The 24,888-nt window shown below is 57.3% G+C and carries 18 protein-coding genes and 5 pseudogenes; 7 read left to right on the forward strand and 16 right to left on the reverse strand.

The features are described from left to right. The first annotated feature begins 219 nt into the window (after nt 1-219). The 3 genes and pseudogenes from PSH69_RS09625 (at nt 220) to istB (ending at nt 3,692) form a co-directional block, all read left to right on the forward strand. Nucleotides 220-1,551 (forward strand): IS4 family transposase, encoded by a 1,332-nt coding sequence (locus tag PSH69_RS09625; protein ID WP_305411786.1) that lies wholly within the window; start codon nt 220-222, stop codon nt 1,549-1,551. Between the two features lie 332 nt (nt 1,552-1,883). After that, nucleotides 1,884-2,907 (forward strand): annotated as a pseudogene (gene istA, locus PSH69_RS09630) (IS21 family transposase). Continuing rightward, nucleotides 2,904-3,692 carry an IS21-like element helper ATPase IstB gene (gene istB / locus PSH69_RS09635; protein ID WP_305411787.1) on the forward strand — a complete coding sequence of 263 codons (789 nt, stop codon included), beginning with the start codon at nt 2,904-2,906 and terminating at the stop codon, nt 3,690-3,692. Before istA ends, istB begins: the two are co-directional and overlap by 4 nt. 74 nt (nt 3,693-3,766) lie before the next feature. On the opposite strand, the pseudogene PSH69_RS09640 reads toward istB, so the two are convergent. The 4 genes and pseudogenes from PSH69_RS09640 to xopAK form a co-directional block, all read right to left on the reverse strand. Next, nucleotides 3,767-4,138 (reverse strand): annotated as a pseudogene (locus PSH69_RS09640) (transposase); the annotation flags it as partial. 42 nt (nt 4,139-4,180) lie between these two features. Continuing rightward, nucleotides 4,181-5,708, reverse strand: a pseudogene (locus PSH69_RS09645) (IS66 family transposase). 18 nt (nt 5,709-5,726) lie between these two features. Then, nucleotides 5,727-6,086, reverse strand: a complete 360-nt coding sequence (tnpB, locus tag PSH69_RS09650; protein ID WP_305411788.1) for an IS66 family insertion sequence element accessory protein TnpB — start codon at nt 6,084-6,086, stop codon at nt 5,727-5,729. Between the two features lie 430 nt (nt 6,087-6,516). Continuing rightward, a complete protein-coding gene (gene xopAK / locus PSH69_RS09655) occupies nt 6,517-7,584 on the reverse strand; it encodes a XopAK family type III secretion system effector (RefSeq protein WP_305411789.1) in 1,068 nt (355 codons plus the stop codon). A 190-nt stretch (nt 7,585-7,774) separates the two neighbouring features. Between xopAK and PSH69_RS09660 the strand changes: the two are divergent. Then, nucleotides 7,775-8,514 (forward strand): annotated as a pseudogene (locus PSH69_RS09660) (IS5 family transposase). A gap of 357 nt (nt 8,515-8,871) precedes the next feature. On the opposite strand, the gene PSH69_RS09665 reads toward PSH69_RS09660, so the two are convergent. Beyond that, nucleotides 8,872-10,068 (reverse strand): hypothetical protein, encoded by a 1,197-nt coding sequence (locus PSH69_RS09665; protein ID WP_305411790.1) that lies wholly within the window; start codon nt 10,066-10,068, stop codon nt 8,872-8,874. A 711-nt stretch (nt 10,069-10,779) separates the two neighbouring features. Here PSH69_RS09665 and PSH69_RS09670 point away from each other — a divergent pair. Continuing rightward, a pseudogene (locus PSH69_RS09670) lies at nt 10,780-11,745 on the forward strand (IS256 family transposase). Between the two features lie 462 nt (nt 11,746-12,207). Next, nucleotides 12,208-13,370 (forward strand): IS3 family transposase gene (locus PSH69_RS09675; RefSeq protein WP_305411556.1). Its coding sequence is split into 2 segments (ribosomal slippage): nt 12,208-12,460 and nt 12,460-13,370, totalling 1,164 coding nucleotides; the frame shifts between segments, so codons are not numbered across the junction. Nucleotides 13,371-13,684: 314 nt separating this feature from the next. On the opposite strand, the gene PSH69_RS09680 is transcribed toward PSH69_RS09675, so the two are convergent. The 11 genes from PSH69_RS09680 to PSH69_RS09730 form a co-directional block, all read right to left on the reverse strand. After that, the gene (locus tag PSH69_RS09680; RefSeq protein WP_026331974.1) at nt 13,685-14,311 is read right to left on the reverse strand and encodes a LysE family translocator; all 627 of its coding nucleotides are present in this window, start codon (nt 14,309-14,311) and stop codon (nt 13,685-13,687) included. Between the two features lie 126 nt (nt 14,312-14,437). Beyond that, complete coding sequence (locus PSH69_RS09685) at nt 14,438-14,644, reverse strand: hypothetical protein (RefSeq protein WP_305411791.1); 207 nt, start codon at nt 14,642-14,644, stop codon at nt 14,438-14,440. Nucleotides 14,645-14,755: 111 nt separating this feature from the next. Continuing rightward, nucleotides 14,756-16,147, reverse strand: coding sequence for an aldehyde dehydrogenase family protein (locus PSH69_RS09690; RefSeq protein ID WP_305411792.1), 1,392 nt, complete (start codon nt 16,145-16,147; stop codon nt 14,756-14,758). A gap of 23 nt (nt 16,148-16,170) precedes the next feature. After that, nucleotides 16,171-16,995 (reverse strand): CoA ester lyase, encoded by an 825-nt coding sequence (locus tag PSH69_RS09695; protein ID WP_305411793.1) that lies wholly within the window; start codon nt 16,993-16,995, stop codon nt 16,171-16,173. Further along, nucleotides 16,992-17,834, reverse strand: a complete 843-nt coding sequence (locus PSH69_RS09700; RefSeq protein WP_305411794.1) for a MaoC family dehydratase N-terminal domain-containing protein — start codon at nt 17,832-17,834, stop codon at nt 16,992-16,994. The genes PSH69_RS09695 and PSH69_RS09700 overlap by 4 nt, the downstream gene beginning before the upstream one ends. A gap of 25 nt (nt 17,835-17,859) precedes the next feature. After that, entirely contained in the window at nt 17,860-18,789 is a 930-nt protein-coding gene (locus tag PSH69_RS09705) for an electron transfer flavoprotein subunit alpha/FixB family protein (protein WP_138867080.1), read from the reverse strand. 2 nt (nt 18,790-18,791) lie between these two features. Beyond that, nucleotides 18,792-19,541, reverse strand: a complete 750-nt coding sequence (locus tag PSH69_RS09710; RefSeq protein WP_305411795.1) for an electron transfer flavoprotein subunit beta/FixA family protein — start codon at nt 19,539-19,541, stop codon at nt 18,792-18,794. A gap of 36 nt (nt 19,542-19,577) precedes the next feature. Beyond that, the gene (locus PSH69_RS09715) at nt 19,578-20,780 is read right to left on the reverse strand and encodes a CaiB/BaiF CoA-transferase family protein (RefSeq protein WP_305411796.1); all 1,203 of its coding nucleotides are present in this window, start codon (nt 20,778-20,780) and stop codon (nt 19,578-19,580) included. A gap of 20 nt (nt 20,781-20,800) precedes the next feature. Further along, nucleotides 20,801-21,964 (reverse strand): acyl-CoA dehydrogenase family protein, encoded by a 1,164-nt coding sequence (locus tag PSH69_RS09720; protein ID WP_204124446.1) that lies wholly within the window; start codon nt 21,962-21,964, stop codon nt 20,801-20,803. Nucleotides 21,965-22,030: 66 nt separating this feature from the next. Then, complete coding sequence (locus tag PSH69_RS09725) at nt 22,031-22,627, reverse strand: thiamine pyrophosphate-dependent enzyme (RefSeq protein WP_305411797.1); 597 nt, start codon at nt 22,625-22,627, stop codon at nt 22,031-22,033. Then, nucleotides 22,615-23,154: a thiamine pyrophosphate-binding protein gene (locus PSH69_RS09730; RefSeq protein WP_007896342.1), complete on the reverse strand. Its 540-nt coding sequence runs from the start codon at nt 23,152-23,154 to the stop codon at nt 22,615-22,617. Before PSH69_RS09730 ends, PSH69_RS09725 begins: the two co-directional genes overlap by 13 nt. Nucleotides 23,155-23,498: 344 nt before the next feature. On the opposite strand from PSH69_RS09730, the gene PSH69_RS09735 reads away from it, so the two are divergent. After that, nucleotides 23,499-24,803 (forward strand): dicarboxylate/amino acid:cation symporter, encoded by a 1,305-nt coding sequence (locus tag PSH69_RS09735; RefSeq protein ID WP_305411798.1) that lies wholly within the window; start codon nt 23,499-23,501, stop codon nt 24,801-24,803. The last annotated feature ends 85 nt before the right edge of the window (nt 24,804-24,888 follow it).

Raw genomic sequence — 24,888 nt, forward strand, 5'->3', positions numbered from 1 at the left:
CGTACAGAGCCTAGTGATCATGAACTGGAAACCTGAAGTTTTAGGGAAGGTCTGAAGTACCCACCGTTTTTTGATGCTCCAACCATTTGAAGTTCAAAAAAACGGTGGCCAGCCAAAAAAGCAGGCTATGGCTCTAATGCCGATCAGTTAAGCCTTCTCGCTTGACCTTTGGCCGCAAGAAATCAAAATCCGATGCCTGTACTGGCATCGGATTTTTTTATGCGTCTCGCTCGGGCACTGAAACTGACCCACAACATCGTCTCTACCCCCAACGCCATCGAGGGATTGGATGCCTTGCTCGATCCATCTTTGGTCGAACAGGCGCTTGAACAAGCCGGTGTGGCGACGCTGCGCAAGCGTCGTTTGCCGCTGGAAATGATGCTCTGGTGCGTGATCTCCATGGCGTTCTTCCGGCGCATGTCTGCCTGGGATGTGGTCAGTCGCATGAATATCATGTTGCCGGGCCAGCGCCCGTTGGTGGCCCCCAGCGCTGTAGTCCAGGCCCGTCAGAGATTGGGCAGCGAAGCTGTACGACAAGTCTTCGATTTGACCCAGAAAAGTTGGCATGAGGCGGCCGGTCATCCGACTTGGGCCGGTCTGCGTTTGTTGGGCGTCGATGGTGTTGTCTGGCGCACGCCCGACACGCCGGAAAATCGGGCGCGCTATGACTCCGCCAGCAACCAGCATGGCGACACCGGTTTTCCTCAGGTGCGCATGGTCTGCCAAATGGAATTGACCAGCCATTTGCTGATTGGAAGTGCGTTTGACGGCTACCGCAGCAACGAAATGAAACTGGCCGAGCAACTGATCGAAACCACCCCCGATCACTCGCTGACGCTGTTTGATCGTGGTTTTTACTCATTAGGTTTACTGCATCAATGGCAGCAAGCAGGCGTCGAACGCCACTGGCTGATGCCGCTGAAAAAAGGCTCGCAGTACGAGGTGATCCAGCGTTTGGGGCGCCAGGATGCGATTGTTTCGCTGAGCACTTCGCCGCAGGCCCGCAAGCAATGGCCTGGGTTGCCGGAGCGGCTGACCGCGCGACTGCTGAGCAAAACCGTCAAGGGCAAGGTGTGTCATATTCTGACCTCGATGGCTGACCCGCTGCGCTTCCCGTCCGACGAAATCGTCGATCTGTACAGTCAGCGCTGGGAGATCGAACTCGGGTTTCGAGAAATGAAACAGACCCTGCTCAACAGCAGTTACACGTTGCGCAGCAAGACGCCAGAGATGATCGAGCAAGAGTTGTGGGGCGTGTTGTTGGGCTACAACTTGTTGCGCTATCAGATGGTGGAAATGAGTCGCCACTGTCCTGGCATTTACCCGTGCGAAATGAGCTTTACCGCCTGCACTTGGGCGATTCTCGGGTTTATCAACAGCGTCTCCGCCGACCGTTCCGGGAACATTCCCAAGTATTTGGCCGAGCTTCATGCTTCAGCGCCGCACTACGTGCTGCCGCATCGACGTGAGGAGCGCATTTATCCTCGGGCGATTCGGCTGAAATCACCGAAGTATCCGATCAAAAATAAAAATGCCAGTCAGCTTAACTGACTGGCATTAGGCTATGGCTCTTCTTAATTCATTGTATTTCCTTAAGCAGCGCCTTTTCTCCGCGCATTTCGACAAAGGCAGAATTTGGCCAGGAGGAGGCTTGGACACCCAAGGGAGCCCAACTACCGAGGTGCGGAGCCGAGATGATTTGTTAGCGCTCCATAATCCCCACCGACTTCAGGATGGGTAACGCGCCCAGCTAGTGTGCTGTCTCACAAATAAAGCTCCTCACGCCTGTGAGACCATTGCTGTCAGTACCGATGCAAAACTGACCCACCCTACCGGTTGAAAACTGACCCACTTGGGCAAAATGCGGCTTTTGCGAGCTGCCCATGCTGTCCCAGGAGCAACACGTGGAAATCAGTGTTCTTATTCGTCAGGGTTTGTCTATTCGGGCCATCGCCCGGCAGATGGGCTGCTCTCGCAATACCATTCGACGCCACCTCAAATTACAGGCCCAGCGCCAGTCCGTCGTCTATGGCCCACGCGCGCAGCGCGTGGGCAAGCTTGTGCCTTTCGAGGCCTATCTGCGCCAGCGCGTAGAAGCCGCTCGACCCCCATTGGATTCCTGCCATCGTGCTGCTGAGGGAGATCCGCGAACAGGGTTACCAAGGCGGATACTCCATTCTCACCAGCTTTCTGCTGACCTTGAAATCCAAGGCAAACGAAGCCGTCGTTCGCTTTGAAACCGAGCCCGGTGAGCAGATGCAGGTGGACTTCACCGTCATTCGGCGTGGCCGCGATCCGTTGTTGGCATTCGTTGCAACGTTGGGCTGGAGCCGTGCGACCTATGTCGTTTTCTCCCGTCGCGAAGACTCCGCAGCCTGGTGTTCCGGTATCGAAAAGGCGCTACGTTTCTTCGGCGGTACGCCGCGAAAGCTACTCTTCGACAACGCCAAAACCATCATCCAGGAACGCGATGTTTATGGCCCCGGTCAGCACCGCTGGAATACCGCGCTATTGAATTTGGCAGAGCGCTACGGTTTCACACCGAAAGTCTGCCGGCCGTATCGGGCGCAGACCAAGGGCAAGGTCGAGCGCTTCAACCACTACCTGAAAAACAGCTTCGTCGTGCCGCTGGCCGCCTCACTCAATCAGGTCAACTTGCTGTTGGACGTCGAAGTCGCGAACAGCAAGATTGGCCCTTGGTTGATGGAGGTCGCCAATGCCCGCCCCCATGCGACGACGGGCGAAATACCCCAGCACCGACTGAATACCGAAGTGCACCACTTGTTGCCCCTGCCAGAGATCCAAGGGGTTGCGAGCAGCATGATTTCGCTCGTCCAACCCATGCCGGTGGAAAGCTTGCAGCATCCGCTCTCGGTCTATCAGGCACTGCTTGAGGTACGTCCATGAACCTTCAACATCTGCGCATCGAGTCTCTTTGCCAACAGTTCAAGCTGGACACTTTTGCGACGGACTGGCCGGCACTGGCCCAACAAGCCGCGGAAAAAGAAACGAGCTATGCCGACTTCCTGGAGCAGCTTCTGCTGAGCGAGGATCGCGCTCGAAACGAGCGCCGGCGCCAGGTGCTGCTGCAACAATCCGGACTGCCAGCGGTGAAAACGGTTGAACAATACGACTTCAAATTCGCCAGCGGCGCGCCGCAAAGTCAGATCCTGGAACTGGCCGGGCTGGCCTTCATCGATCGTAAGGAAAATGTCGTGCTACTCGGGCCTTCGGGCGTCGGCAAAACACACTTGGCCAGCGCGCTAGCCCATCGGGCGATCATGGCGGGCATTTCCACCCGATTTATCTCTGCCGCCGACCTGACTTTGCAACTCGTCGCCGCGCACCATCAAGGACGTCTGGCTCAGTATTTCAGTCGTGTTGTTCAGCGCTCGAAACTGCTGGTGATCGACGAGATCGGTTACCTGCCGTTCGGTCGTGACGAAGCCAACCTGTTCTTCAACATGATCGCCAAACGGTATGAACAGGGCAGCTTGGTGCTGACCAGCAACTTGCTGTTCAGCCAGTGGGCAACGACCTTCGCCGACGACTCGACACTGACCGCTGCACTGCTGGATCGGCTTCTGCACCATGCGCATATCGTCCAGGTCAGCGGACAGAGTTATCGGCTGAAGGACAAGCTGAAATCAGGTCAGGTGGTGACGAGAGAAACGGCCTTGCCACGGAAATAATCAGACCTCAAACACCGCCGGGGTGGGTCAGTTTTACTTCGGTAGGGTGGGTCAGTTTTCAACCGGTGTTGACACATTGCCTCACGGGCTCGCTGTATCTTGTTCAAAATATCTTCCCCCTTGGCGTTCCAGACATAGCGAGTCGGCTGCGCATTTCGCAGTGCCAGGAACGTGGTGATCGAGCTTTCAAGTTCGCGAAATGACTGAAACTGCCGTCACGCAGGTACACCGTGATATCGCGAAAGACGCGTTCAACTGGAGGTCGGGGTGAAATGCATATGGAAGCGTTTGTGCTTCTCAAGCCACGCCTTCACTTTTGGATGCTTGTGCGCGGCATAGTTGTCGACGATCAAATGCAGCTGAAGATGCTTGGGCGTTTCTCGATTGATCTTATTGAAAAACTCCAGCCATTCCTGATGCCGGTGTTGGCGCTCGATGGAACGTAAGCGCTCCATGAACCCCACATTTTAAAGGTGGGGGATCTATGGCTATCTTGGCATTTGCGGCGTGCAGTTCCATGGCAGCAAGGCCTCGAAGTCTTCTACGCTCGAGGCTTGTGGCAGGCGCTCAAGGGCGTGGCGCAGCCACGTATAGGGCTCTTGGCCGTTGGCTTTGGCCGTCTCGACCAAACTGTAAAGTTGAGCGCTGGCCGTCGCGCCCTTGGGCGTATCGCTGAACAGCCAATTCTTGCGCCCGATAACGAAGGGTCTGATCGCACGCTCTGCCGCATTGTCGATCGGCAAGTAACCGGTTTCGGTGTAGCGCACCAACTTGATCCAGTTGCTGGCCAGGTAGCCGATGGCTTTGCCCAGTGCATTTTGCGTCGTCACTTGTGGCTGGGTTTTCTCCAGCCATGTTTGCAACTGCGCCAACACCGGCAGGCTGTTTTGCTGTCGGCTTTCGTGGCGATGTTCATCGCCGACTTCTTTTAAATCTCGCTCGATACCGTACAGCTTGTTGATCAGATTCAGGGCGATATCGGCAAGCTCGGTTTTGCCTTTAGGCTGCACCTTTTGCGCCTCGACGAACTTGCGTCGAGCGTGTGCCCAACAGCCTAAACGTTCGACACCGGATTGCGCGCCCAAGGCGTTATAACCAGCGTAATCATCGGTCATCAGGTAGCCGCGATAACCTTCGAGCAGGTGCGACGGAACCTCCTGCGCCCGGCTGGTCGAGTAGTCAAACAGGATCACCGGCTGATTCGGCGGCCCGCCGGTTTGTACCCACATCCAGGATTGGCTAGTCGGCTCTCGATCAGGCTCTTTCAGCACGTGGACACGCGTTTCGTCGCAGTGGATTACGCGACTTTCCAGCAGCCGGTCACGCATCAAGTTGAGCAGCGGTTGCAAGTGTTCGCCGCACTGGATAACCCATCGAGCCAACGTCTGGCGTGGGATATCGATACCGTGGCGGCCCAGCACCTTTTCGAAGCGGTGCAGCGGTAAGCCGTCGACGTATTTGGTGGTCAGCAACATCGCCAACACACTGGGACTGGCCATGCTTTTTTCAATTAGTTGAGCCGGTTTGTCCGCGGTAACCGGTGCGGTTTCACAGCCACGGCAGGCGTAGACCTTGCGTACATGTTTGATCACGCGGATTTGCATCGGCACGATCTCGAGCTGCTCGCTGATTTCCTCGCCAATGCTGTGTTTGGCAACCGCAGGCGCAGGTCAGCTCGTGCTCGGGCAGTTCGTGGATGACTTCGATGCGCGGAAGATCGGCAGACAGAGGCTTGCATTTGCCCCGTCGCTTGGTCGACGCTACGACCTCTTCTTCAACCGTTTCGTCGACCGACTCGGCCACGCTTTCAGCCTCGTTGAACAAGGCCATTTGCGGGGTCGCGGGGGCGGCTGTCTGCTCTGACTTGCGCCCGAAAAGGCGCTGACGCAACAGCGCATTTTCTTCTTCAAGATGAACGATCTTGCCCTTATCCGACTCGCGCTCACTCAGCATTTGCTCAAGCAGTTGCTTGAGCAAAACAGGGGCGTCAGGAAGGTCTTTGGGCATGGAAATCATGCCCTGGATTATACCGAATCAGGCGACGAATCGAGGCGTCAAAACTTGATGCGGACGGTTGCGCCACAAATCAAAACCGTCCAATAGCCAGTTGAGTTCTTGAACCGTCAGCACGATGGCTTCCTCCGAACAATCCGGCGATGTTTTGAAGCGCTCGGATTCCAGGCGCTTTAGCCAAAGGCAAAAGCCGTTGCGCTCCCAATACAAAATCTTCACTCGGTTTCGAGGCTTGTTGAGGAACACGAAAAACACCGGGTCAAACACCGCGACCTTGATGTCCAGTTCGACCAGAGCAGCGAGGCCATCGATGGATTTTCGGAAGTCGACGGGCTTGGGATAGAGATAGACTTTTTCGACTTTTGCGTCGGGACGCATCATGAGGTGCTGGCTCCAGAAAGGAATCGGGAGCACAGCATTGGGGATCAGGTGGCAGCTTTGAATGTGAGGTTCATGGAGCGCTTACGATGGAACTGATCAAGCGTCCCTGAAGATAATCCGTAAGCGTCTGGTTAAACCAGGTCGACACTCGGTCGGGGATAGTCGTCAGAGCTGACTTTTTCATCCGTGTCGCATTTTTTAAACGCTCACTCCAGGAGCAGTTTGAGCCCAGATATCACAAGAATCGGCTCAAGTATCTTCTGTACCGCATTTGTCGGTAGCCAGGTGGTTCGTAAGCGGGACGACATGGCGGAAAGCGAGGCGATTCTCTGTAACCTGATCGGGTAGACCGCAAGCGCTCTTTCATCCAATCGCGCCACGAAATGCGGGGAGGCAAATCGTGGTGCGGGATGGTGAACAACATCAAAGCTCAGTAAAGATCTGCGTACCGAAAATATGTCTGCCCAGGCACTGACACCGCATTGCTCATTAGATCCTCACCAGTGATTGGATTCTGTTCACCTTCGCAAACATGCAGCCGAGCGCCTGTGATGTTGTACTTAGCCCTCACCCCTAGAAGCGCCGTCTCGTTTTCCAGGCTGCCGGATTCCGACTCTTCGTCGTCGGGGTTGTGAGGCATAATCATCCCGCCGACCAGTGTGAAATTCAGTCGCCCCTGCGCCCCTTTTTTTCGCAACAACATATCGAGCTCGGCAAATGCGTCACTGGCCGTTTCGATGCCCGAAAAATGCGTCATGCCCAGAACAGGCCCACCATAAGCATCCTTGCCTTGCGCGGTAATGGCGACACAAGGGCCGAGCCCTTTGGTTCCTAGACCCCGAATCCCACGCGCCATGTCTGCCACATTGATTACCGCATATTCATCCATATCGACATCCATAATACCTTTTATTGGAGCCGCGTTTTCGGCGACCCGCTTCACAGTGTCGCTGGCAAAAATATCTCGATGCTGACGCTCCAGCTCAAGATAAGGTTCTTTGTCATTGCGGGTGATGGGGCGGTGACGTAAATCGCGCACAGCCATGTTCAAACGCAAGTCCTGCTCGCTGATCTGCGACTGCACAGCGTTCAGTTGTGAAATGTAGTGGCCTCTGGCGTCTTGCCTGCTCCCCAGCGCGTCGGCAAGCGAACTGTTGAGCGACTGAAGCCTGCGTGCAATGTGGTTTCTGCTTCGCTCCAAGTGGATTAGGGATTGGTAAGCGGCAATCGCCAGGCGCTGACGTTGATCAACACGCTGGTTGTGTGGGGCTAACAGCTTCTGCTGATTCATGTGCCGAATCAGATCGTCACGATTTGCGTTTCTCCCGGGAAGCGCCACCTGTACACCCTGCTCTCCCTGGCCGAGGTGCGCACCGGGAGCGCTGGCCAACAACCGCGTAGTTTCCGGGCGGACGGCTGCGGGCAGCGAATCATTCGACCCTGGAGCGCCGGTGGAATTGTAATGGGGGATATACCCAGCTTGGGATATGCTGTACACGATTTCTCCTAAAACCCAGTGAGTAGTCAGGGGGCGTGCCACGGTTCCTTCGTTGAGGCATTCTATGTGCATGTGCTCCGTAGCAATCCGCTTACTAGGTACTGTACGAAATCCCTTGAAATCTCACGGAGGGCTCTTGGGCGCTGAGATTCGGTAGAGTTCGCAGCCATTGAAGGAAAGGAATCCATGGATGGCAAAGCGGTATGAACTCTCCGATGCGGCCTGGGATTTGGTCGCTGATCTCTTTATGGAAAGTCGTCGAAACGGCCGGCCTCGCGCAGATGATCGCCTGATGCTCAACGGCATACTCTGGGTGCTCTGCTCGGGAGCCGCCTGGCGCGATATGCCCGAGTACTTTGGCCCATGGTCCACGGTCTATCAGCGGTTTCGAGATTGGCATAATCGCGGGGCATTCAACCTGATGCTCAAACGGCTTCACATCAGGTTGAACGAGCCAGGGTTGATTGATCTGGATACCTGGATGATTGACTCCACGGCGGTACGCGCAACCCAGGCCTCTTCTGGTGCTGGGAAAAAAGGGGGGGCTGAAGAACCGCAAGACCACGCGCTCGGACGCAGCCGGGGTGGCCTGACAACCAAGATTCACATGCTGTGCGATGCCAATGGCGTGCCTTTGCACTTCCTGCTTTCAGGCGGTCAGGCCAGCGATATCGCCTATGCTCAACCGCTGCTGGATGAGGCTTACGTCCTAAGCCTGCGCGGGCGTCCCCGCAAACGCTGCCGTTGGTTGTTGGCCGACAAGGGCTATGACGCCGAGGCTCTACGTCGTTACTGCGACCGCTACCGGATGCAACCGGAGACCGCCGCATCGTTACGCGCTTCGACAAGCTCGCGAAAAGTTATGCGGCGATGGTCTCACTGGCTTGTGCCATGCGGTGTTTACGACATTACTTTTCGTACAGTGCCTAGAGAATGTTACCGATCCCGATCGCCAAAAACTTCCACACAGCACTGAGCCGGGTAGTCGGGGTCGTCAATTGGAAAATGGATTTCACCGGTTTCGAGGTGCTGCTCAACTCGTTCCTCAGGGGCTTACTGTGCTCGCTTCCAGGGCGGACAACGCGGCCGTGGTCGTTGTTCACTTGCTGCTAACCAGTTGCAGCAAAAAATACGTGTTCTGGCATCGGGGACTCGCTCCTCAAGGGCCGAAGAGAGTGAATCGAATGAGTTAAACGACCTCGAGCGCGGCCCAGAGAGACCCTAGACAGCTGAACCGCTTTGACCATGGCTGCTCGACTGCGCCCAGACGACGGGGGCCATTCAACGTCAGGCATCTGCTCGGTGATTTCGAACCGCATCGTTGACTTGATAGGTTTGTGTTGTCACCGAAAGTAAGCAGCTCAAGACAACGGCATGAACAACCATACTAATCCCGGCAGTACTCGCCTGATGCGCAAATGTGGACGGCGTCGAAAGTAGTTTTTCCAGGCCATAGGTGATGCCTGCAGCAATCAGCGCCGGTAGCACCTGGTTGAAAACACGCACATCGACTCGCTCCATTTGCCGTCCTAGTTCCCTGTAGCTGAATGGGCTGCGCGAATCGTTATGAAGATAGCGCACATGCGCAGGGTCGGTAATGTGCATGCGGCGTGCGGCGGCGCTGTCGACCAGGTGATCTTCTACGGATGAAGTCACGGTATTGGCTAGCCCGGAAATGGCCCCGGCTGCCACTGCCAAGCGGCTGCCAGCCTCCCACGCGGGACGTCCACCCAACGTAAGTTGCATTAACATCTGAGCTACGAACTCGCTGATGGCCACCGCGGAGCCGAACTGGGTTTGCATTTTCAAAGTCACATCCTCGCTACGCAGGTGGCGACCGTCGGCAGGGCGAATGACCCCAGGAGCATTGCTGCCGACATGCACGGTATTGATGGTCGGCCGCAGGAACTCACGTCCCTGGGAAAGCAGGTGCGCACGTGCATTGATCGCGGCGATGCGCTGCGCAATGGGTGTCAACTCCGGACGGCTGATTGAAGCTGCGGTGAGGGTAATAGCGAGTACGTCGGAGATCAGTACTCCAACTCGCTGAATCGTTTGCCAGACTTGGCGTCGGACGGTTATGCCAGGCCCTTCACCCCAACCTGAAAACGCGGCATCAGCGACTGCGCTCCTCGATTGCGTATGTTGATAGGACATTGCAACGCGGGCCATTGAGTGAATAGCAATCGCCCCCTGCGTCGCTAATGCAGCTTGAGGATGTGTTTTTATCAAGCGGGCGAGGGCGGGAGCTACTAGGCCCTGCGCCAGCGTCCTTGTACCGGCTACAGGTAGCGCATGACGTGCCATTTGTGCGGTAAAAAACGCAAATGTTGAGGCTTCCTTGATGGAGTGGGGTACGGGTTGAGCTTCTATCTCAGTGAGGGGGCTGCCGGTGATCCGACTGGATGATGCCGTTCGTAATGCTGGCGCCGAGGCTGTTTTTGTAAGTACGTGCAGTGAAGGATTGTTTGCCTGGGCGATCAAGCTCCTCGTACGCGTAGCTGAGTCATGCCAAGGCAGGCTACGAGTACGCCGCAGGGAATGTGTTGATTGGATTGATTTGGGATGTTGCACTGAGTCGGTTGGCGTAGCGCCTGAGGACGACTCATCGGGTCCTTGATTTTGCGGTGTTATGTTGGCTGGAGTGTTGAGTGGCCGAACAATCAAATTAACCATGTTTTTTCCAGTAGCAAAAAATTCAGGACATTGGTAGTGGCAAATTTTGAGCATGCCTGGCCGACTACATGAGTATTTCACCGTTGTATTAAAGTTTTATGAAATGGTGAAGATGAAACTCAGCTGGAAAAACGTGATAGCCCGACAATATAAAAAAACACAAATGTAATTTTATTAGAAACGGTTTAGTGGTTGTTCGTAATAATCAGTTTCTTGTAGCGGGCGATTTTTTATTTTGTTTTTGGACTGCTTTATATGGTGTTGGGCGAGCAGGGGTTTTACTGGTTTCATCTTGTCTGGTTCGTGGTAATGTCCAGCGGTGAAAATATAACGGAGTTAGCTATGGAAGAACTCCTTATTCTTGTTGATCAAAATGATCGGGACTGTCATAAATTTTGTGTTCGGGCATAACATGTTGCAGAGGTGCATGTATGCCGACCAAAAAAACCGGCCCGTGAGGCCCAGTGCGACCTTCCATCCATTCCCAAAGAGTTGATCGACCAGTTCGTCAACGGCCCGATGAGTGCCGAAGCCATTCAGGACGCTTCGATGGCGTTCAAAAAGGCGTTGATTGAGGCGAGCCTTGGGTGCTGAACTCGGCCACCACCTTGGCTATCCTCAGGGCGCGGATCGCCCTGAGGAGTCGATCATCCAGCGTAACGGTAAGAGTGGCAAGACCGTGCTGACCGATGACGGCCCGCTTCGCCTGGACATCCCCAGAGACCGCGATGGCAGCTTTGCTCCGATTCTGATCCCCAAGCACGAGCGCCGCTTTACCGGCTTCGATGACAAGATCATTGCCATGTACGCCCGTGGCATGACATTTCGTGAGATTCGTGCATTCCTCTCGGAGCAGTACGGAACAGACGTCTGCGGATTGAGACCACTGAGGGGGGCAAGTTCTGGATGAAGGTCTTCAACGACCTCAAGACACGCGGTGTCGAAGACATTTTGATCGCGGTAACTGATGGTCTTAAAGGCATGCCAGAAGCCTTGAGTGTGGTATTCCCTGAGACGACGTTGCAGACTTGTATCGTCCACTTAATCCGCAACAGCCTTGATTACGCGGCTTGGGACAAGCGTCGTGAGCTGGCTAAAGCGCTTAAGCCGGTCTATCAAGCGCTCAACGCTGACGCTGCCGAGCAAGCTCTAGATGCCTTCGAGGAGGGACCTTGGGGCAAGCAATATTCAACGGTGGTTGCCGCTTGGAGACGCGCTTGGGACCGAGTCATCCCATTTTTCGTCTTCCCGCCAGCCATACGAAAAGTGATCTACACCACCAATGCCATCGAAAGCATCAATCAGTTGCGCAAGATCATCAAGACAAGAGGTCACTTTCCAACTGACGATGCAGCGACGAAGTTGATCTGGCTGGCACTGCAAAATATCACCGCCAATTGGGGCAGCGCGGCTCATGACTGGAAGAACGCCATGAATCAGTTTGCGATCCTGTACGGAGATCGATTCATCAGACCAGTCTGGTGAAATCAAGGCCTGCCTGACGGCAGGCCATTACCGGCCCGCACACAAAAAATCTGACACTCTCGTATCACCCGCTGAGCCACTGGCGACCCGACGGATAATATCCTGTATCAGCTCCACGGGGTGGGTTCCGGAGTCCAGTCTTGGGCGATGTGCCCGATCTATCAAGGGCCACCTGAAGGGCCGCCGAGGACAATGAAGTTTTTTGTGAGGACTTGCCCGGTTTGATCGGTATCCCTGTCGCATCCGTACGATCCCTGCGCTTCTCGGGGGGGGGGGGCAGGTGTCGCTGTCGTTGAAGTCGAAATGGGGGCGACTGCAGAGGGTGTCGTGTCTGGCACAACAGCGGGTGGCGGGCGGGCTGGCAGAGGAAATACGCGTCATCGGTTATAGATTCCTTATGTAGTGGTCTAATGAAACCGGACACCCATTTAGGCGAGAATACTCGCCAGATCGAGGTGTCAAATGACCAAACAACGCCGTTCCTTTTCTGCTGAATTCAAACGCGAGGCTGCCGACCTCGTGCTCAAGCAAAACTACAGCTACATCGAAGCCAGCCGTTCACTCGGCGTCGGCGAGTCTGCGCTACGCCGCTGGGTCGAGCAGGTTCAGCAAGAGCGTCAAGGTGTCACCCCGCAAAGCAAAGCACTGACCCCGGAACAGCAAAAAATTCAGGAACTGGAAGCTCGTATCGCCCGACTTGAGCGAGAGAAATCCATCTTAAAAAAGGCTACCGCGCTCTTGATGTCGGAAGATCACGGGCGTACACGCTGATCAATCAGCTGAGCGTCCATGAACCGATTGATTGGCTGTGCAAAGTGTTTGCAGTGACTCGTTCGTGCTACTACGCCCAGCGTCTTAGGCGCCGCACGCCCGATGTTGAACGGCTTAGGTTGCGCAGCCGGGTGAGCGAGTTGTTCACGCAAAGTCGCAGTGCGGCGGGCAGCCGCAGCATCCTGTCGCTGATGCGTGAAGACGGTGAGCAGCTCGGTCGATTCAAAGTACGCAGCTTGATGCGCGAGCTTGATTTAGTCAGTAAACAACCCGGCTCACATGCCTACAAACGAGCGACAGTAGAAAGACTCGATATCCCGAATACCTTGAACCGTGAGTTTGATGTGCCAGCCCCGAATCAAGTCTGGTGCGGCGACATCACCTACATTTGGGCCCAGGGGAAATGGCATTACTTGGCGGTCGTGCTGGATCTTTGCACGCGCCGGGTGGTGGGCTGGGCGTTGTCGGAAAAGCCGGACGCTGAACTGGTGATCAAGGCCCTGGATATGGCCTACGAGCAGCGTGGCAGGCCTTCGGGTCTGCTGTTTCACTCAGATCAGGGGTCGCAATACGCAAGCCGGCTATTTCGTCAGCGATTGTGGCGTTATCGCATGCGCCAGAGCATGAGTCGCCGAGGAAATTGCTGGGACAACGCGCCAATGGAGCGCGTGTTCCGCAGCTTGAAAACGGAATGGATACCGACCACGGGCTACAGAACGGCTCAAGAAGCCCAGCGCGATATCAGCCACTTCTTGATGCATCGGTACAACTGGGTTCGACCCCATCAATTCAACGGTGGGCTGGCGCCAGCTCGGGCCGAAGAAAAACTTAACGTCGTGTCCGGGATTAGTTGACCACTACAAGTGTCATTTGAATATTCGTTTGAACCTGACAGCTAAAGTGTATTGGCTGGACGCATCCCCGTTTCTGCCAAAGCTTATCCGAGGCTTTTGACGTGAACGAGGTTTGAAGGGCTAAGGGTTGTGTGGATTCACGGTCGCAGCAACGGCGATTGCCTGGAGATGACGAACACCATTCGATTGAAATGAGGTCGTCAAGGCGTGTCTACCGGACGCTTACGAAAGATCAGCCTTAAAGTCGTCAGCGTCATAATCACAGAAACCCAGCGAGGCTGGAATTCCAGCCTCGCAGCGCCAAGACATTGATCCTATTTTTGGCTGAGCGCCGCTATCGATACTCCCGAAGCGACGAAGGTGAGTCCTGCCCCTACGTTCAGGCCATTTACCAGCCGTGGGCTCTGACGCAAAAATCGGGACAGTACAGTGGCAAATACGCCCATCAGTGCGAATCCCACTGCCGTAAGGGCGGCGAACCATATGCCGTACACCAGCATCTGCACGCTCACTGAGCCGCGTTGTGGGTCGACGAACTGCGGGATGAACGCAAGGACGAAAAACCCAGGCTTCGGATTGAGTGCTGCCGAGAGTAATCCCGTGAGGAAAATGCTCGGCAGTGATTGCCGAGTCGCTGGCTGGAAGCTGATCAGGCTACGGGAGCGCAGGACTTTTATGCCAAGCCAAAGCAAATAACCGGCGCCGATAAGTTTGACGACCCAGAAGGCAACTGCGGACGTCTGCATAAGCAACGTCAGTCCTAGCGAAGCGGTTGCCACATGAAAGAGAATTCCCGCCCCCGATGCCATCCCCGACACGATAGCGGCTATCTTGCCCTGGCTGAGTCCTCGGCCTACGGCCAGCAGATTGTCCGGGCCTGGGGCGAGCACCAATAGTAAGCACGCGGCAGTATAGGCAAGCCAGATATTGATCGGAAACACGGCATTCTCCTTAAGCCTCACCGAGGCATCCATCCTCACGTAGCACCAGAATGTGCCTGTGCCAGACTGCAAAGTCAAAGCCACTGCGTTTGAGAATAACCTCAACCGCCGATTGACTCGTGCGTCTTAATGCAGAGTCGAAATCCTTCGACTTTCTCCAATCCTGATCCGATCAAGCGCCCGGTTTAGTGCGTCCAAGGCATCAAGGAGGGCCTTCGCCTCAGCTTCCCGGCCATCCCCCCAAAGGCGTTCTGCCATTTTGTTCAGGGCCTGGATGGCGCGCTCAATTTCAGCAGCAGTCGCTGCTTTGCTTTCCGGTTGTTTCTTCAGCATTGAGTAACTCTTCTGCAGGGAAGACACGAATTAATTAAAAAGGGTCGCGAGATTTTACCTCGCGACCCTTTTTATTTGTCTCAGTTTTACCCCTGCTTCTTATTGATGCAATCAGCGTCGATCCAACCAAACCGTCTGCGCATTGCAAAACTCTCGCACCCCAAAATGCGACAGCTCCCGGCCAAAACCGCTTTTCTTCACACCACCAAACGTGACACGCGGGTCCGTCGCGCAATATCCATTGATGAACACACCACCAGTTTCCAGTTCACCAGCCATCTGCTCTGCCAGCTGAGCATTACCTGTGTAGATAGTTGAGGCGAGTCCGAATTCGCTGTCATTGGCCAACTCCAGCGCATGGGCGGCGTTGCGTGCGGTGATGATCGAGGCTACCGGGCCGAACAGTTCCTGTTTGAATGAGGTCATCTGGTCGGTGACGTCACCGAATACGGTGGGCTCGTAAAAGTTGCCGGGGCCTTCAGCTTTCTTGCCGCCCATCAGCAATGTCGCGCCTTCTTCCAGGGTGTCGCGAACCTGACGATCCAGTTCATCGCGCAGGTCGAAGCGGGCCATGGGGCCGATGTAGGTGTCTGGGGCCAGTGGGTCGCCGGCGATCAATTGGCGGGTGGCTTCGACGAATTTGTGGGTGAATGCCTGGGCAATGCCTTGCTCGACGATCAGGCGTTTGGCGGCTGCGCAGACTTGTCCGGTGTTCTGATAGCGGCCAATGACGGCGGCTTTGACTGCCTCGTCGAGGTCGGCATCGTTGAGCACAATGAATGGATCGGAGCCGCCCAGTTCCAGCACACACTTTTTCAAGGCTGCACCGGCCTGTGCGCCGATGGCAATGCCGGCCCGTACGCTGCCGGTGAGCGTCACCGCGGCGATGCGTGGATCGGCGATTGCCGTGGAGACGCCGTCCGGCGTGACGTTGATGACCTCGAAAACACCTTCGGGAAAGTCAGCGTGCTTGAAGGCGTCCCGCAACAGCCAGGCGCAGCCCATCACGTTGGGGGCATGTTTGAGGACGTAGGTGTTGCCAGCGATCAGCGCTGGAACGGCGCCGCGCAGGACCTGCCAGATCGGGAAGTTCCACGGCATCACGGCGAGAATCGGGCCGAGCGGGCGGTATTCAATGCGTGCCTTGCCGCCCTCGACCGTTGTCGGTTCGGCGCTCAGCATGGCAGGGCCGTGTTCGGCGTACCACTGGCAAAGCTGTGCGCATTTTTCGATTTCACCGCGTGCCTGAGTGATGGGCTTGCCCATTTCCAGGGTGATCATGTTCGCCATCGTGGCGGCGTTGTCGCGCAATACTTGAGCCAGGGTGGTCAACAATTGCGAGCGTTGATCGACGGGTTTGCTGCGCCAGACGCGGAACCCGGCAGCGGCGCGCGACAATGCGGCGTCCAGGGTCGATGCGGATTCGAAAGGGTAGTGGCCGATCTGCTCGCCAGTGGCGGGGTTGATCGAAATGGCGTGGGTGAGACTGGAAATTGGGGTCATGACACCGTCCTGCGGGGTGAGAATCAAAATGGCTGGTTCGCGCGCGCCAGAATGGCTTGGGCACGTCCAATGACTGGCGCATCGACCATTTGCCCATCCAGCACGAACACACCTTCCCCGGAGCTGGCGGCATCGATGATGCGTCGCGCCCAGTGCAATTCTTCAGCGGTGGGTTGTAATGCCTGATGGATGATCGCGACTTGGCTCGGATGGATGCACAGTGCGCCGCCGAAGCCCATGTCGCGGGCAAATTCAACGGCGTTGTGCAGGCCGGTGGTGTCCTCGAACGAGGGGAAAACACCGTCCAGCGCAGGGGCCAGCCCGGCAACCCGGGTCCAGAGCAACACGGCATAACGGGCGTGGCTGAGCACTTCATCGGCGGCACGGCTGCCGGTGGTCAGGTTCAGGTCCAGGCCCAGATCGAGACTGCCGAACGACAACCGCTCAACGCCTTGGGCGTTGGCAATCGAGCCAAGAGCAGCCAAGCCTTGGGCGCTCTCGATGATCGGCCAGACCGGTTTGCCGGTGCTGCCTGCGGTGTGCACTTGCGCACAGGTTTCAGCCTTGGGCAGCAGAATGGCGGTCACACCGGCATGGCGTCGGCAAAGATCCAGATCTGCAGCGTGTGCCCAGTGATCCGGGGCATTTACGCGAACCAGAATCCGGGCGTCCGGGTGGTCACTTAAGAAGCGCTGCAGATTATCCCTGGCCTGTTCCTTGAGGTTTTCCTGTACGGCATCTTCCAGGTCGACGATGACCCGGTCCGCGCCGGTGGCGATAGCCTTGGGGATGCGCTCTGGACGCGTGGCCGGTACAAACAGGGCGGAGCGAACGATCGATGGATTCATGGTGTATCTCCCTGGCTGAACTCGACTTCACCGATTTGTGCGGTGCCGTGCTGGTTGCCTGCCCAAACCTGCGCCTTGCCGCTGTCGATCAGACGCCCGCCGACTTCAAAGGGTTGCGGTGAAATCAGCGGTCTGACACCCCGGAACGCGAAGCGCTTCAAGCGCACGGTCGGGTGCGCTCTGGTGAAGGCACGCAAGTTGAGGGTGGCGATCAATGGACCATGCACTACCAGCCCCGGATAGCCTTCGGTCTCTGTGACGTAGGGCCAGTCATAGTGAATCCGGTGGCCATTGAAGGTGACCGCGGAATAGCGGAACAGCAGGGTCGGCGAGGGTTCGACCGGGTCCCGCCATTGGCCTTCAGGGAGCGTGTCGGTGCCGCTCAGTTTGGGTGGCGTCGGTTCCCGGTAGACGATGTCCTGCTCATCTTGCAGGGCGCGTTGGCCGTCCTGGAAATACTCATGGCGTACCGTGACGAACAGCAACGAGCCGGTGCGCCCGTGCTTCTCTTCGACGTTGAGAATGGTCGATACACAGCTCACATCTGCCTCTACCTTCAGAGGCTGGTAGAACTCGATTCGGCTACCAGCCCACATGCGATTGCGGTTGTGGGCCGGTGGCAGGAAGCCACCGAGCGCTGGGTGGCCGTCCGGGCCCAGTTCGCTGGCGGCAACCGGCTCCTGGAAGAACGCCCAGTGCCACAGCGGCGGCAGCGCTTCGCCAGGCAGTGGCGCCACTTCGCTCAAGGTGGCGGCAATGCGTTTGACCAGGTTGAAGCTGATCCGGTCCAGGCTTTCCTGACGACGTCCGATCCACGCTGAAAGATCGATATTGCTCATACATGTCGCTCCTGTCGGTCGGTGATCAGGCCAGGGCGGCCATTTCTGGAATCGCTTCGAACAAATCCGCCACCAGGCCGTAATCGGCCACCTGGAAGATCGGCGCTTCTTCATCCTTGTTGATCGCCACGATCACTTTGGAGTCTTTCATGCCGGCCAGGTGCTGGATCGCGCCGGAGATACCGACGGCGATGTACAACTGTGGCGCAACGATCTTGCCGGTCTGACCGACCTGCATGTCGTTGGGTACGAAACCTGCGTCGACCGCGGCGCGGGAAGCACCGACGGCAGCGCCCAGCTTGTCGGCCAAGGCGTACAGGTGTTTGAAGTTGTCACCGTTCTGCATGCCACGGCCGCCGGAAACGACGATCTTGGCAGCGGTCAGTTCCGGACGGTCGGACTTGGCCAGTTCTTCGTTGACGAAGCTGGAAGTGCCGGCGTTGTGAACAGCGGCAACAGCTTCAACGGCGGCCGAACCACCTTCGGCCGCCACCGGGTCGAAACCGGTAGCCCGCACGGTGATCACTTTCACTGCAGCATTCGATTGCACAGTAGCGATGGCGTTACCGGCGTAGATCGGGCGCTTGAAGGTGTCGGCGCTTTCTACCGAGATGATCTCGGAGATCTGGTCAACGTCCAGCTGAGCGGCGACGCGCGGCAGGATGTTTTTGCCGTTGGAAGTGGCGGCAGCCAGGATGTGGCTGTAGCCCTTGCCCAACTCGGCTACCAGTGGAGCAACGTTTTCCGGCAGCTGATGCGCGTAAGCAGCATTGTCAGCGTTCAGGACTTTGCTCACGCCAGCGATTTTCGCAGCGGCTTCAACCACGGCGCCAGCGCCCTGGCCTGCAACCAGAACGTGGATGTCGCCACCGATCTTGGCGGCAGCAGCAACGGTGTTCAGCGTGGCCGGGGCCAGCACTTTGTTGTCGTGTTCGGCGATTACCAAGATAGTCATGATTAGATTACCTTCGCTTCGTTTTTCAGTTTCTCGACCAGTTCAGCCACCGACTTGACCTTGATACCCGCGCTGCGTGCAGCTGGCGCTTCGACTTTCAGGGTCTTGTTGGTGGAGGCGGTGGAAACGCCCAAAGCGTCCGGAGTCAGCACTTCGAGAGGCTTCTTCTTGGCTTTCATGATGTTTGGCAGAGACGCGTAGCGCGGCTCGTTCAAACGCAGGTCGGTGGTGACGATGGCCGGCAGTTTCAGGGAAACGGTCTGCGCGCCGCCGTCGATTTCGCGGGTCACGGCAACTGTATCGCCGGACACTTCGACTTTCGACGCGAACGTGCCCTGACCGTAGCCGCTCAATGCCGCGAGCATCTGGCCAGTCTGGTTGTTGTCGCTGTCGATGGCTTGTTTGCCGAGGATCACCAGCTGAGGCTGTTCCTTGTCGACCACAGCCTTGAGCAGCTTGGCCACGGCCAGGGAAGTCAGATCCTCAGCGGATTCGACGAGGATGGCGCGGTCGGCACCCAGCGCCAGCGCGGTGCGCAGTTGCTCTTGAGCGGTGGACGGGCCGATGGAGACAACGACGATTTCAGTCGCAATACCGCTCTCTTTCAAACGTACGGCTTCTTCCACGGCGATTTCGCAGAACGGGTTCATCGACATCTTGACGTTGGCGAGGTCGACGCCGGAATGGTCCGCTTTCACACGGACTTTCACGTTGTAATCGACCACGCGTTTCACAGCTACGAGGATCTTCATTGGGCAGTGTTCTCTCGGAATCTTTGATCGTTACAGTCAGATGGCCCCGGCGTCGCGCATCTCTTCAATACGCTCCGCGCCCAGCCCCAGTTCCCTGAGCAACTGTTCGGTGTGTTGACCAAGGCCTGGTACGGCATCCATGCGTGGCTCGAATGCGCTGTTGCTGCCGGGCGGGATCAGGCTTGGAACGGGGCCGGCAGAGGTTTCGACCGCTCGCCAACGGTCACGGGCCTGAAGTTGCGGGTGGTCCCAGACACCTTGCATGTCATTCACCCGAGCGTTGGCGATCTGCGCATGGTCGAGGCGATCGATCACTGCATCGAAATTGAGCGTGGAGAACGATTCGATGATCAGTTCCCGTAGCGCATTGCGGTTCTCGACGCGTTTGAAGTTGGCCGAGAAACGCGGGTCTTTCGCCAGTTCGGGGGCAAGCAGCACCTTCTCGCAAAACAGCTGCCATTCACGCTCGTTCTGCAAACCGAGCATCACGGTGGTGCCGTCACCGATGGGGAAGGGGCCATAGGGGTAAATGGTGGCGTGCGCTGCCCCGGCGCGAGGGGGCGGAGGCGCCCCGTCGTAGGCGTAGTACATCGGGTAGTTCATCCACTCGACCAGGCTTTCGAGCATCGACACATCGAGGTGGCTGCCTTCGCCGGTCCGTTCGCGCAGCAGCAGGGCAGACAGGATTCCGGTGTAGGCGTACATGCCGGCCGCGATGTCGGCGATGGAGCAACCGGCCTTGGCCATGTCGTCCTCGCCCGGGCCGCCGGTGACCGACAGAAAGCCGCCTTCACTCTGGATCAGCAGGTCGTAGGCTTTCTTCTTCTCATAAGGACCACCGACGCCATAGCCTGAAATGTCACAGACAATCAGGCGCGGAAAGCGCTGGTGCAACACCTCAAATGACAATCCCATCCGCGCAGCGGCACCGGGTGCCAGGTTCTGTACGAGCACGTCGGCAGTGGCCAGCAAACGGTCCAGCACCTCGGTGGCCGAGTCCTGCTTCAAGTCGAGCGTCAGGCTTTCTTTCGAGCGGTTGGTCCAGACGAAGTGCGAGGCCAGGCCGTTGACACGTTGGTCGTAACCTCGGGCGAAATCACCTGTGCCTGGACGTTCGACCTTGATCACCCGGGCGCCGAGGTCGGCCAGTTGGCGGGTGCAGAAGGGCGCTGCAATAGCATGCTCAAGGCTGACGACGGTAATGCCATCGAGCGGGCGGAGGCCTTTGGGCTGGCTCATGATGTTTATCTCTCTTGTTATTAGAAAGAGCGCGGCAGTTCGAGCAGGTGTTCGGCAACGTACGACAGGATCAGGTTGGTGGAGATGGGCGCTACCTGATACAGACGGGTTTCGCGGAACTTGCGCTCGACGTCGTATTCGCAGGCGAAACCGAAACCACCGTGGGTTTGCAGGCAAGCATTCGCGGCCTCCCAGGACGCCTTGGCCGCCAGGTACTTGGCCATGTTGGCGCTGGCCCCGGCGTTGAGGCCGCTGTCGTATTCCTCGCAGGCACGCCAGCGCATCAGGTCGGCCGCTTCGATTTCGATATGAGCTTCGGCGATCGGGAACTGCACACCCTGGTTCTGCCCGATCGGGCGCCCGAACACCACACGGTCGCGGGCATAGGCGCTGGCCTTTTCGATAAACCAGCGACCGTCACCGATGCACTCGGCGGCGATCAGGGTGCGTTCGGCGTTCAGGCCGTCGAGGATGTACCGGAAGCCTTTGCCTTCTTCGCCAATCAGGCTGTCAGCGGGGATTTCCAGGTTGTCGAAGAACAACTCGTTGGTCTCGTGGTTGACCATGTTCGCGATGGGCTGCACGGTCATGCCGTTGCCGATGGCCTCGCGCAGGTCGACGAGGAAGATCGACATGCCTTCGGACTTTTTCTTCACGTCGGCCAAGGGCGTGGTGCGCGCCAGCAGGATCATCAGGTCGGAATGCTGGATCCGCGAGATCCACACCTTCTGCCCGTTGATCACGTACTTGTCGCCTTTGCGTACGGCGGTGGTCTTGATCTTGGTGGTGTCGGTGCCGGTGGTGGGCTCGGTCACGCCCATCGATTGCAGGCGCAATTCACCGTTGGCCAGTTTCGGCAGGTAGTAACTTTTCTGCGCCTCGCTGCCGTGTCGCAGCAGGGTGAACATGTTGTACATCTGCCCGTGCACGGTCCCGGAGTTGCCGCCGCAGCGGTTCACTTCTTCGAGGATCACCGAGGCCTCGGCCAGCCCCAGGCCGGAGCCGCCGTATTCAACCGGGATCATCGCCGCCAACCAGCCGGCATCGGTCAGGGCCTTGACGAAGGTTTCCGGAAAGCCTTTTTCTTCGTCGATTTTGCGCCAGTAAGCGGCATCGAATTCTGCGCAAAGAGCGCGTACGCCCTCGCGGATGGCATTGAGTTCTTCAGCGTTGCGATCAGTCATTATTATTCTCCTCAACGGGTCACGCACGGCATCAGCCCTGCGTGACCCGGTCCGGGTAGGGCGCAATCAGATCGGGTTGAAACCCAGCGCAGCACGAAAGCGATTCTTGATGTAGTGACCATCACGCGGTGGCAGCACCCGTGGCGGGTTTTCCGCTTTGATCTTGATCGTTGCGAGCTTGACGCCGTCGCGGGTGGCGAAGCGCTCGCGCAGGTCGTGCACGCCTTGCATGTCGCGGATTTCGTCGGTCCAGCTGAAGCCGCAGGTCTTCGCCACCTGGTCCAGGGAAATACCGAACCCCGCGTGGCTCACTTGCATGCCGGTTTCGCCAAAGTGACCGTTGTCCAGCACGGCGATGGTCAGGTTGGCGGGTTTTTGCAGCGCCACGGTGGCCAGTGCGCCGAAGCCCATGAGCAACTCGCCGTCGCCGGTGACCACCACCACGGATTTGTCCGGTTGGGCATTCGCCAGGCCCAGGCCGACCGTGATGGCGCTGCCCATGGCGGCCCAGAGGTAGTAATTCAGGTCGTGGTCACCGGCGGCCATGACGTCATAGGACGCCGAGCCCAGGCCGGTCACGACCAGCACGTCCTGTCGGTCGGCCAGCAAGGCCTTGACCACTTCGCGGCGGCATAGGGTGTGGTTGGCGCTTATTTGACCCATTTCTTTTCTCCAATCAGGCGCTGGCCGAGCAGCAGGGCAGTGGCGGAATCACCGTTGAAGGCCATGGTCGCGGCACCGTGCAGCAGCGGGGCGACGTCTTCGGGAACGTCGGCGCGCCAGGTCATGACTTTCATCAGGTTCAGGGAGGCTTCGGTGGCCTGGCCCATCGGGTTCTGCCACGCGTTGAACTCGGCCCAGTCACCGCGCATGGTCACCACCATCAACAGCGGGAAACCGGCACAGACCTGCAGTGCCAGGGTGTTGATGCAGTTGCCGACACCGCTGGATTGCATCAAGAGTGCGCCGCGCTCACCGCCCAGCCAGGCGCCGGCGAGGTAGCCGATGCCTTCTTCTTCGGTGGTGAGGACGACGGCCTTGATGTCCGGGTCGGCATACGACATGCGGATGGCCGCCGAGTGGCCTGCATCCGGTACGAAGACCACATGTTTGACGTCGTGGGCCTTGAGCACGCGGAACACGTCCTCCTGCCAATCCTGTCCCACGGTTTGTTCAGCTTCTGTTGACATGCCAGTCTCCCAAGCAGTGCTGCTTTTGTGTTTTCACACATTCTGGGAGTGCTGATTGCTGCCGACGACTACCGTTTTTGTCTTTGAGATATGCCTGTTTTGTATAGCTTGGCGGTGAACGCGTAGCGCAGCAGGGAACGGCGATAACCACACATTATGGGAAGAGCAAAACCGAGCAGCAGCCTTGCGCAAAGGTGCCGAGCCTGGGTGCCGGGCCATAGCATTCGGGCATATCAGCTAGAGCGTGATCCGCTCTTATTGAGGAGGTGGGGCTAGGGTAGTTTTCCGGCTACGTGGTTACAGCGCGTAACCGACGCAACAACAATAAGAAGGGGTTACACCTAATGAAAAACAGGCTACCGGCTGTGGCAGGCATTCTGATCGCCATGCTACTGGGGGTTCTTATCGGTTACATGATTTTCCTGAACTTCCCGGACAAAGCGATGGCGACCAGGATCGCCGGTTATATCTCGATCATCTCTGACATTTTTCTACGCCTGATCAAAATGCTCATCGCTCCTCTGGTGTTCTCGACCCTGGTGGTGGGCATCGCTCATATGGGGGATGCAAGCGCTATCGGCCGGGTATTCGGCAAGGCACTGGGCTGGTTCGTGACAGCCTCATTGATCTCGCTGTCGGTGGGGTTGGTCATGGCGAACATGTTGCAGCCCGGGCACAACCTTGGGTTGCCGTTGCCAGACATGACCAGTACGACCAACTTGCAAACGTCGGTATTCACCCTCAAGGATTTCATGACCCATCTGGTGCCCAAATCCTTCGCGGAGGCCATGGCCACCAACGAAATTCTGCAAATCGTGGTGTTCTCGATATTTTTCGGCGTTGCGTTGGCCTCCTTGGGCAAGAAAGCCGCCGGCCTGGTGAATGTCATCGAGGACCTGTCCCACGCAATGTTGAAGGTCACCGGTTATGTGATGAAGCTTGCACCACTGGCGGTGATGGCGGCCATGGCAGCGACCGTTGCAATCAACGGCCTGTCCATTCTGGTCAAGTTCGCCGTGTTCATGCGCGACTTCTATCTCGGGCTGATCGTGCTCTGGGCCATGTTGGTGTTTGCCGGCTGGATGTTCCTCGGACGGCGTGTGTTCAAACTGGTGGTGTTGATCAGAGAAGCTTTCCTTCTGTCTTTTGCCACGGCCAGTTCCGAGTCGGCTTACCCGAAGATTCTTCACGCGCTGGATCGTTTTGGGGTCAAACGCAGAATCTCCAGTTTCGTCATGCCCATGGGCTATTCCTTCAATCTGGACGGCTCGATGATGTACTGCACCTTTGCCGTGCTGTTCATCGCTCAGGCATATGGCATCGAGATGTCTATCGGTACGCAGATCACCATGCTGTTGACGCTGATGTTGACCTCCAAAGGCATGGCCGGCGTGCCGCGTGCTTCGCTAGTGGTTATTGCAGCGACCCTGACCCAGTTCGATATTCCCGAAGCCGGTTTGCTGCTGATTCTGGGGATCGACACCTTCCTCGACATGGGCCGCTCGGCAACCAACGCGGTGGGCAATTCCATCGCAACAGCGGTGGTGGCCAAATGGGAGGGCGAGTTGGTGAGTGAGGACGAGGCTGAGCGTCATGCAATTGCACTGGATGTTCAGGGTGATACAGGAGAAAAACCGCTGACGGTCTGACTTGTTACCGGTGCATCTTCAAGATCAAAGGGGGAGCATTCACAGAGGTGGGTGCTCGCCCTTTGTCGTTTATTCGGGTTTTGCT

Origin of the sequence: Pseudomonas sp. FP1740 (assembly GCF_030687165.1) — a bacterium.
In the GTDB taxonomy this organism is placed as follows: Bacteria; Pseudomonadota; Gammaproteobacteria; order Pseudomonadales; family Pseudomonadaceae; genus Aquipseudomonas.

Excerpts from the sequence above, each read along its gene's own strand:
- PSH69_RS09625 (WP_305411786.1), top strand. The coding sequence starts at position 220 with ATGCGTCTCGCTCGGGCACTGAAACTGACCCACAACATCGTCTCTACC.
- istB (WP_305411787.1), top strand. The coding sequence starts at position 2,904 with ATGAACCTTCAACATCTGCGCATCGAGTCTCTTTGCCAACAGTTCAAG.
- tnpB (WP_305411788.1), bottom strand. The coding sequence starts at position 6,086 with ATGATGCGTCCCGACGCAAAAGTCGAAAAAGTCTATCTCTATCCCAAG.
- PSH69_RS09685 (WP_305411791.1), bottom strand. The coding sequence starts at position 14,644 with ATGCTGAAGAAACAACCGGAAAGCAAAGCAGCGACTGCTGCTGAAATT.
- PSH69_RS09690 (WP_305411792.1), bottom strand. The coding sequence starts at position 16,147 with ATGACCCCAATTTCCAGTCTCACCCACGCCATTTCGATCAACCCCGCC.
- PSH69_RS09695 (WP_305411793.1), bottom strand. The coding sequence starts at position 16,995 with ATGAATCCATCGATCGTTCGCTCCGCCCTGTTTGTACCGGCCACGCGT.
- PSH69_RS09700 (WP_305411794.1), bottom strand. The coding sequence starts at position 17,834 with ATGAGCAATATCGATCTTTCAGCGTGGATCGGACGTCGTCAGGAAAGC.
- PSH69_RS09705 (WP_138867080.1), bottom strand. The coding sequence starts at position 18,789 with ATGACTATCTTGGTAATCGCCGAACACGACAACAAAGTGCTGGCCCCG.
- PSH69_RS09710 (WP_305411795.1), bottom strand. The coding sequence starts at position 19,541 with ATGAAGATCCTCGTAGCTGTGAAACGCGTGGTCGATTACAACGTGAAA.
- PSH69_RS09715 (WP_305411796.1), bottom strand. The coding sequence starts at position 20,780 with ATGAGCCAGCCCAAAGGCCTCCGCCCGCTCGATGGCATTACCGTCGTC.
- PSH69_RS09720 (WP_204124446.1), bottom strand. The coding sequence starts at position 21,964 with ATGACTGATCGCAACGCTGAAGAACTCAATGCCATCCGCGAGGGCGTA.
- PSH69_RS09725 (WP_305411797.1), bottom strand. The coding sequence starts at position 22,627 with ATGGGTCAAATAAGCGCCAACCACACCCTATGCCGCCGCGAAGTGGTC.
- PSH69_RS09730 (WP_007896342.1), bottom strand. The coding sequence starts at position 23,154 with ATGTCAACAGAAGCTGAACAAACCGTGGGACAGGATTGGCAGGAGGAC.
- PSH69_RS09735 (WP_305411798.1), top strand. The coding sequence starts at position 23,499 with ATGAAAAACAGGCTACCGGCTGTGGCAGGCATTCTGATCGCCATGCTA.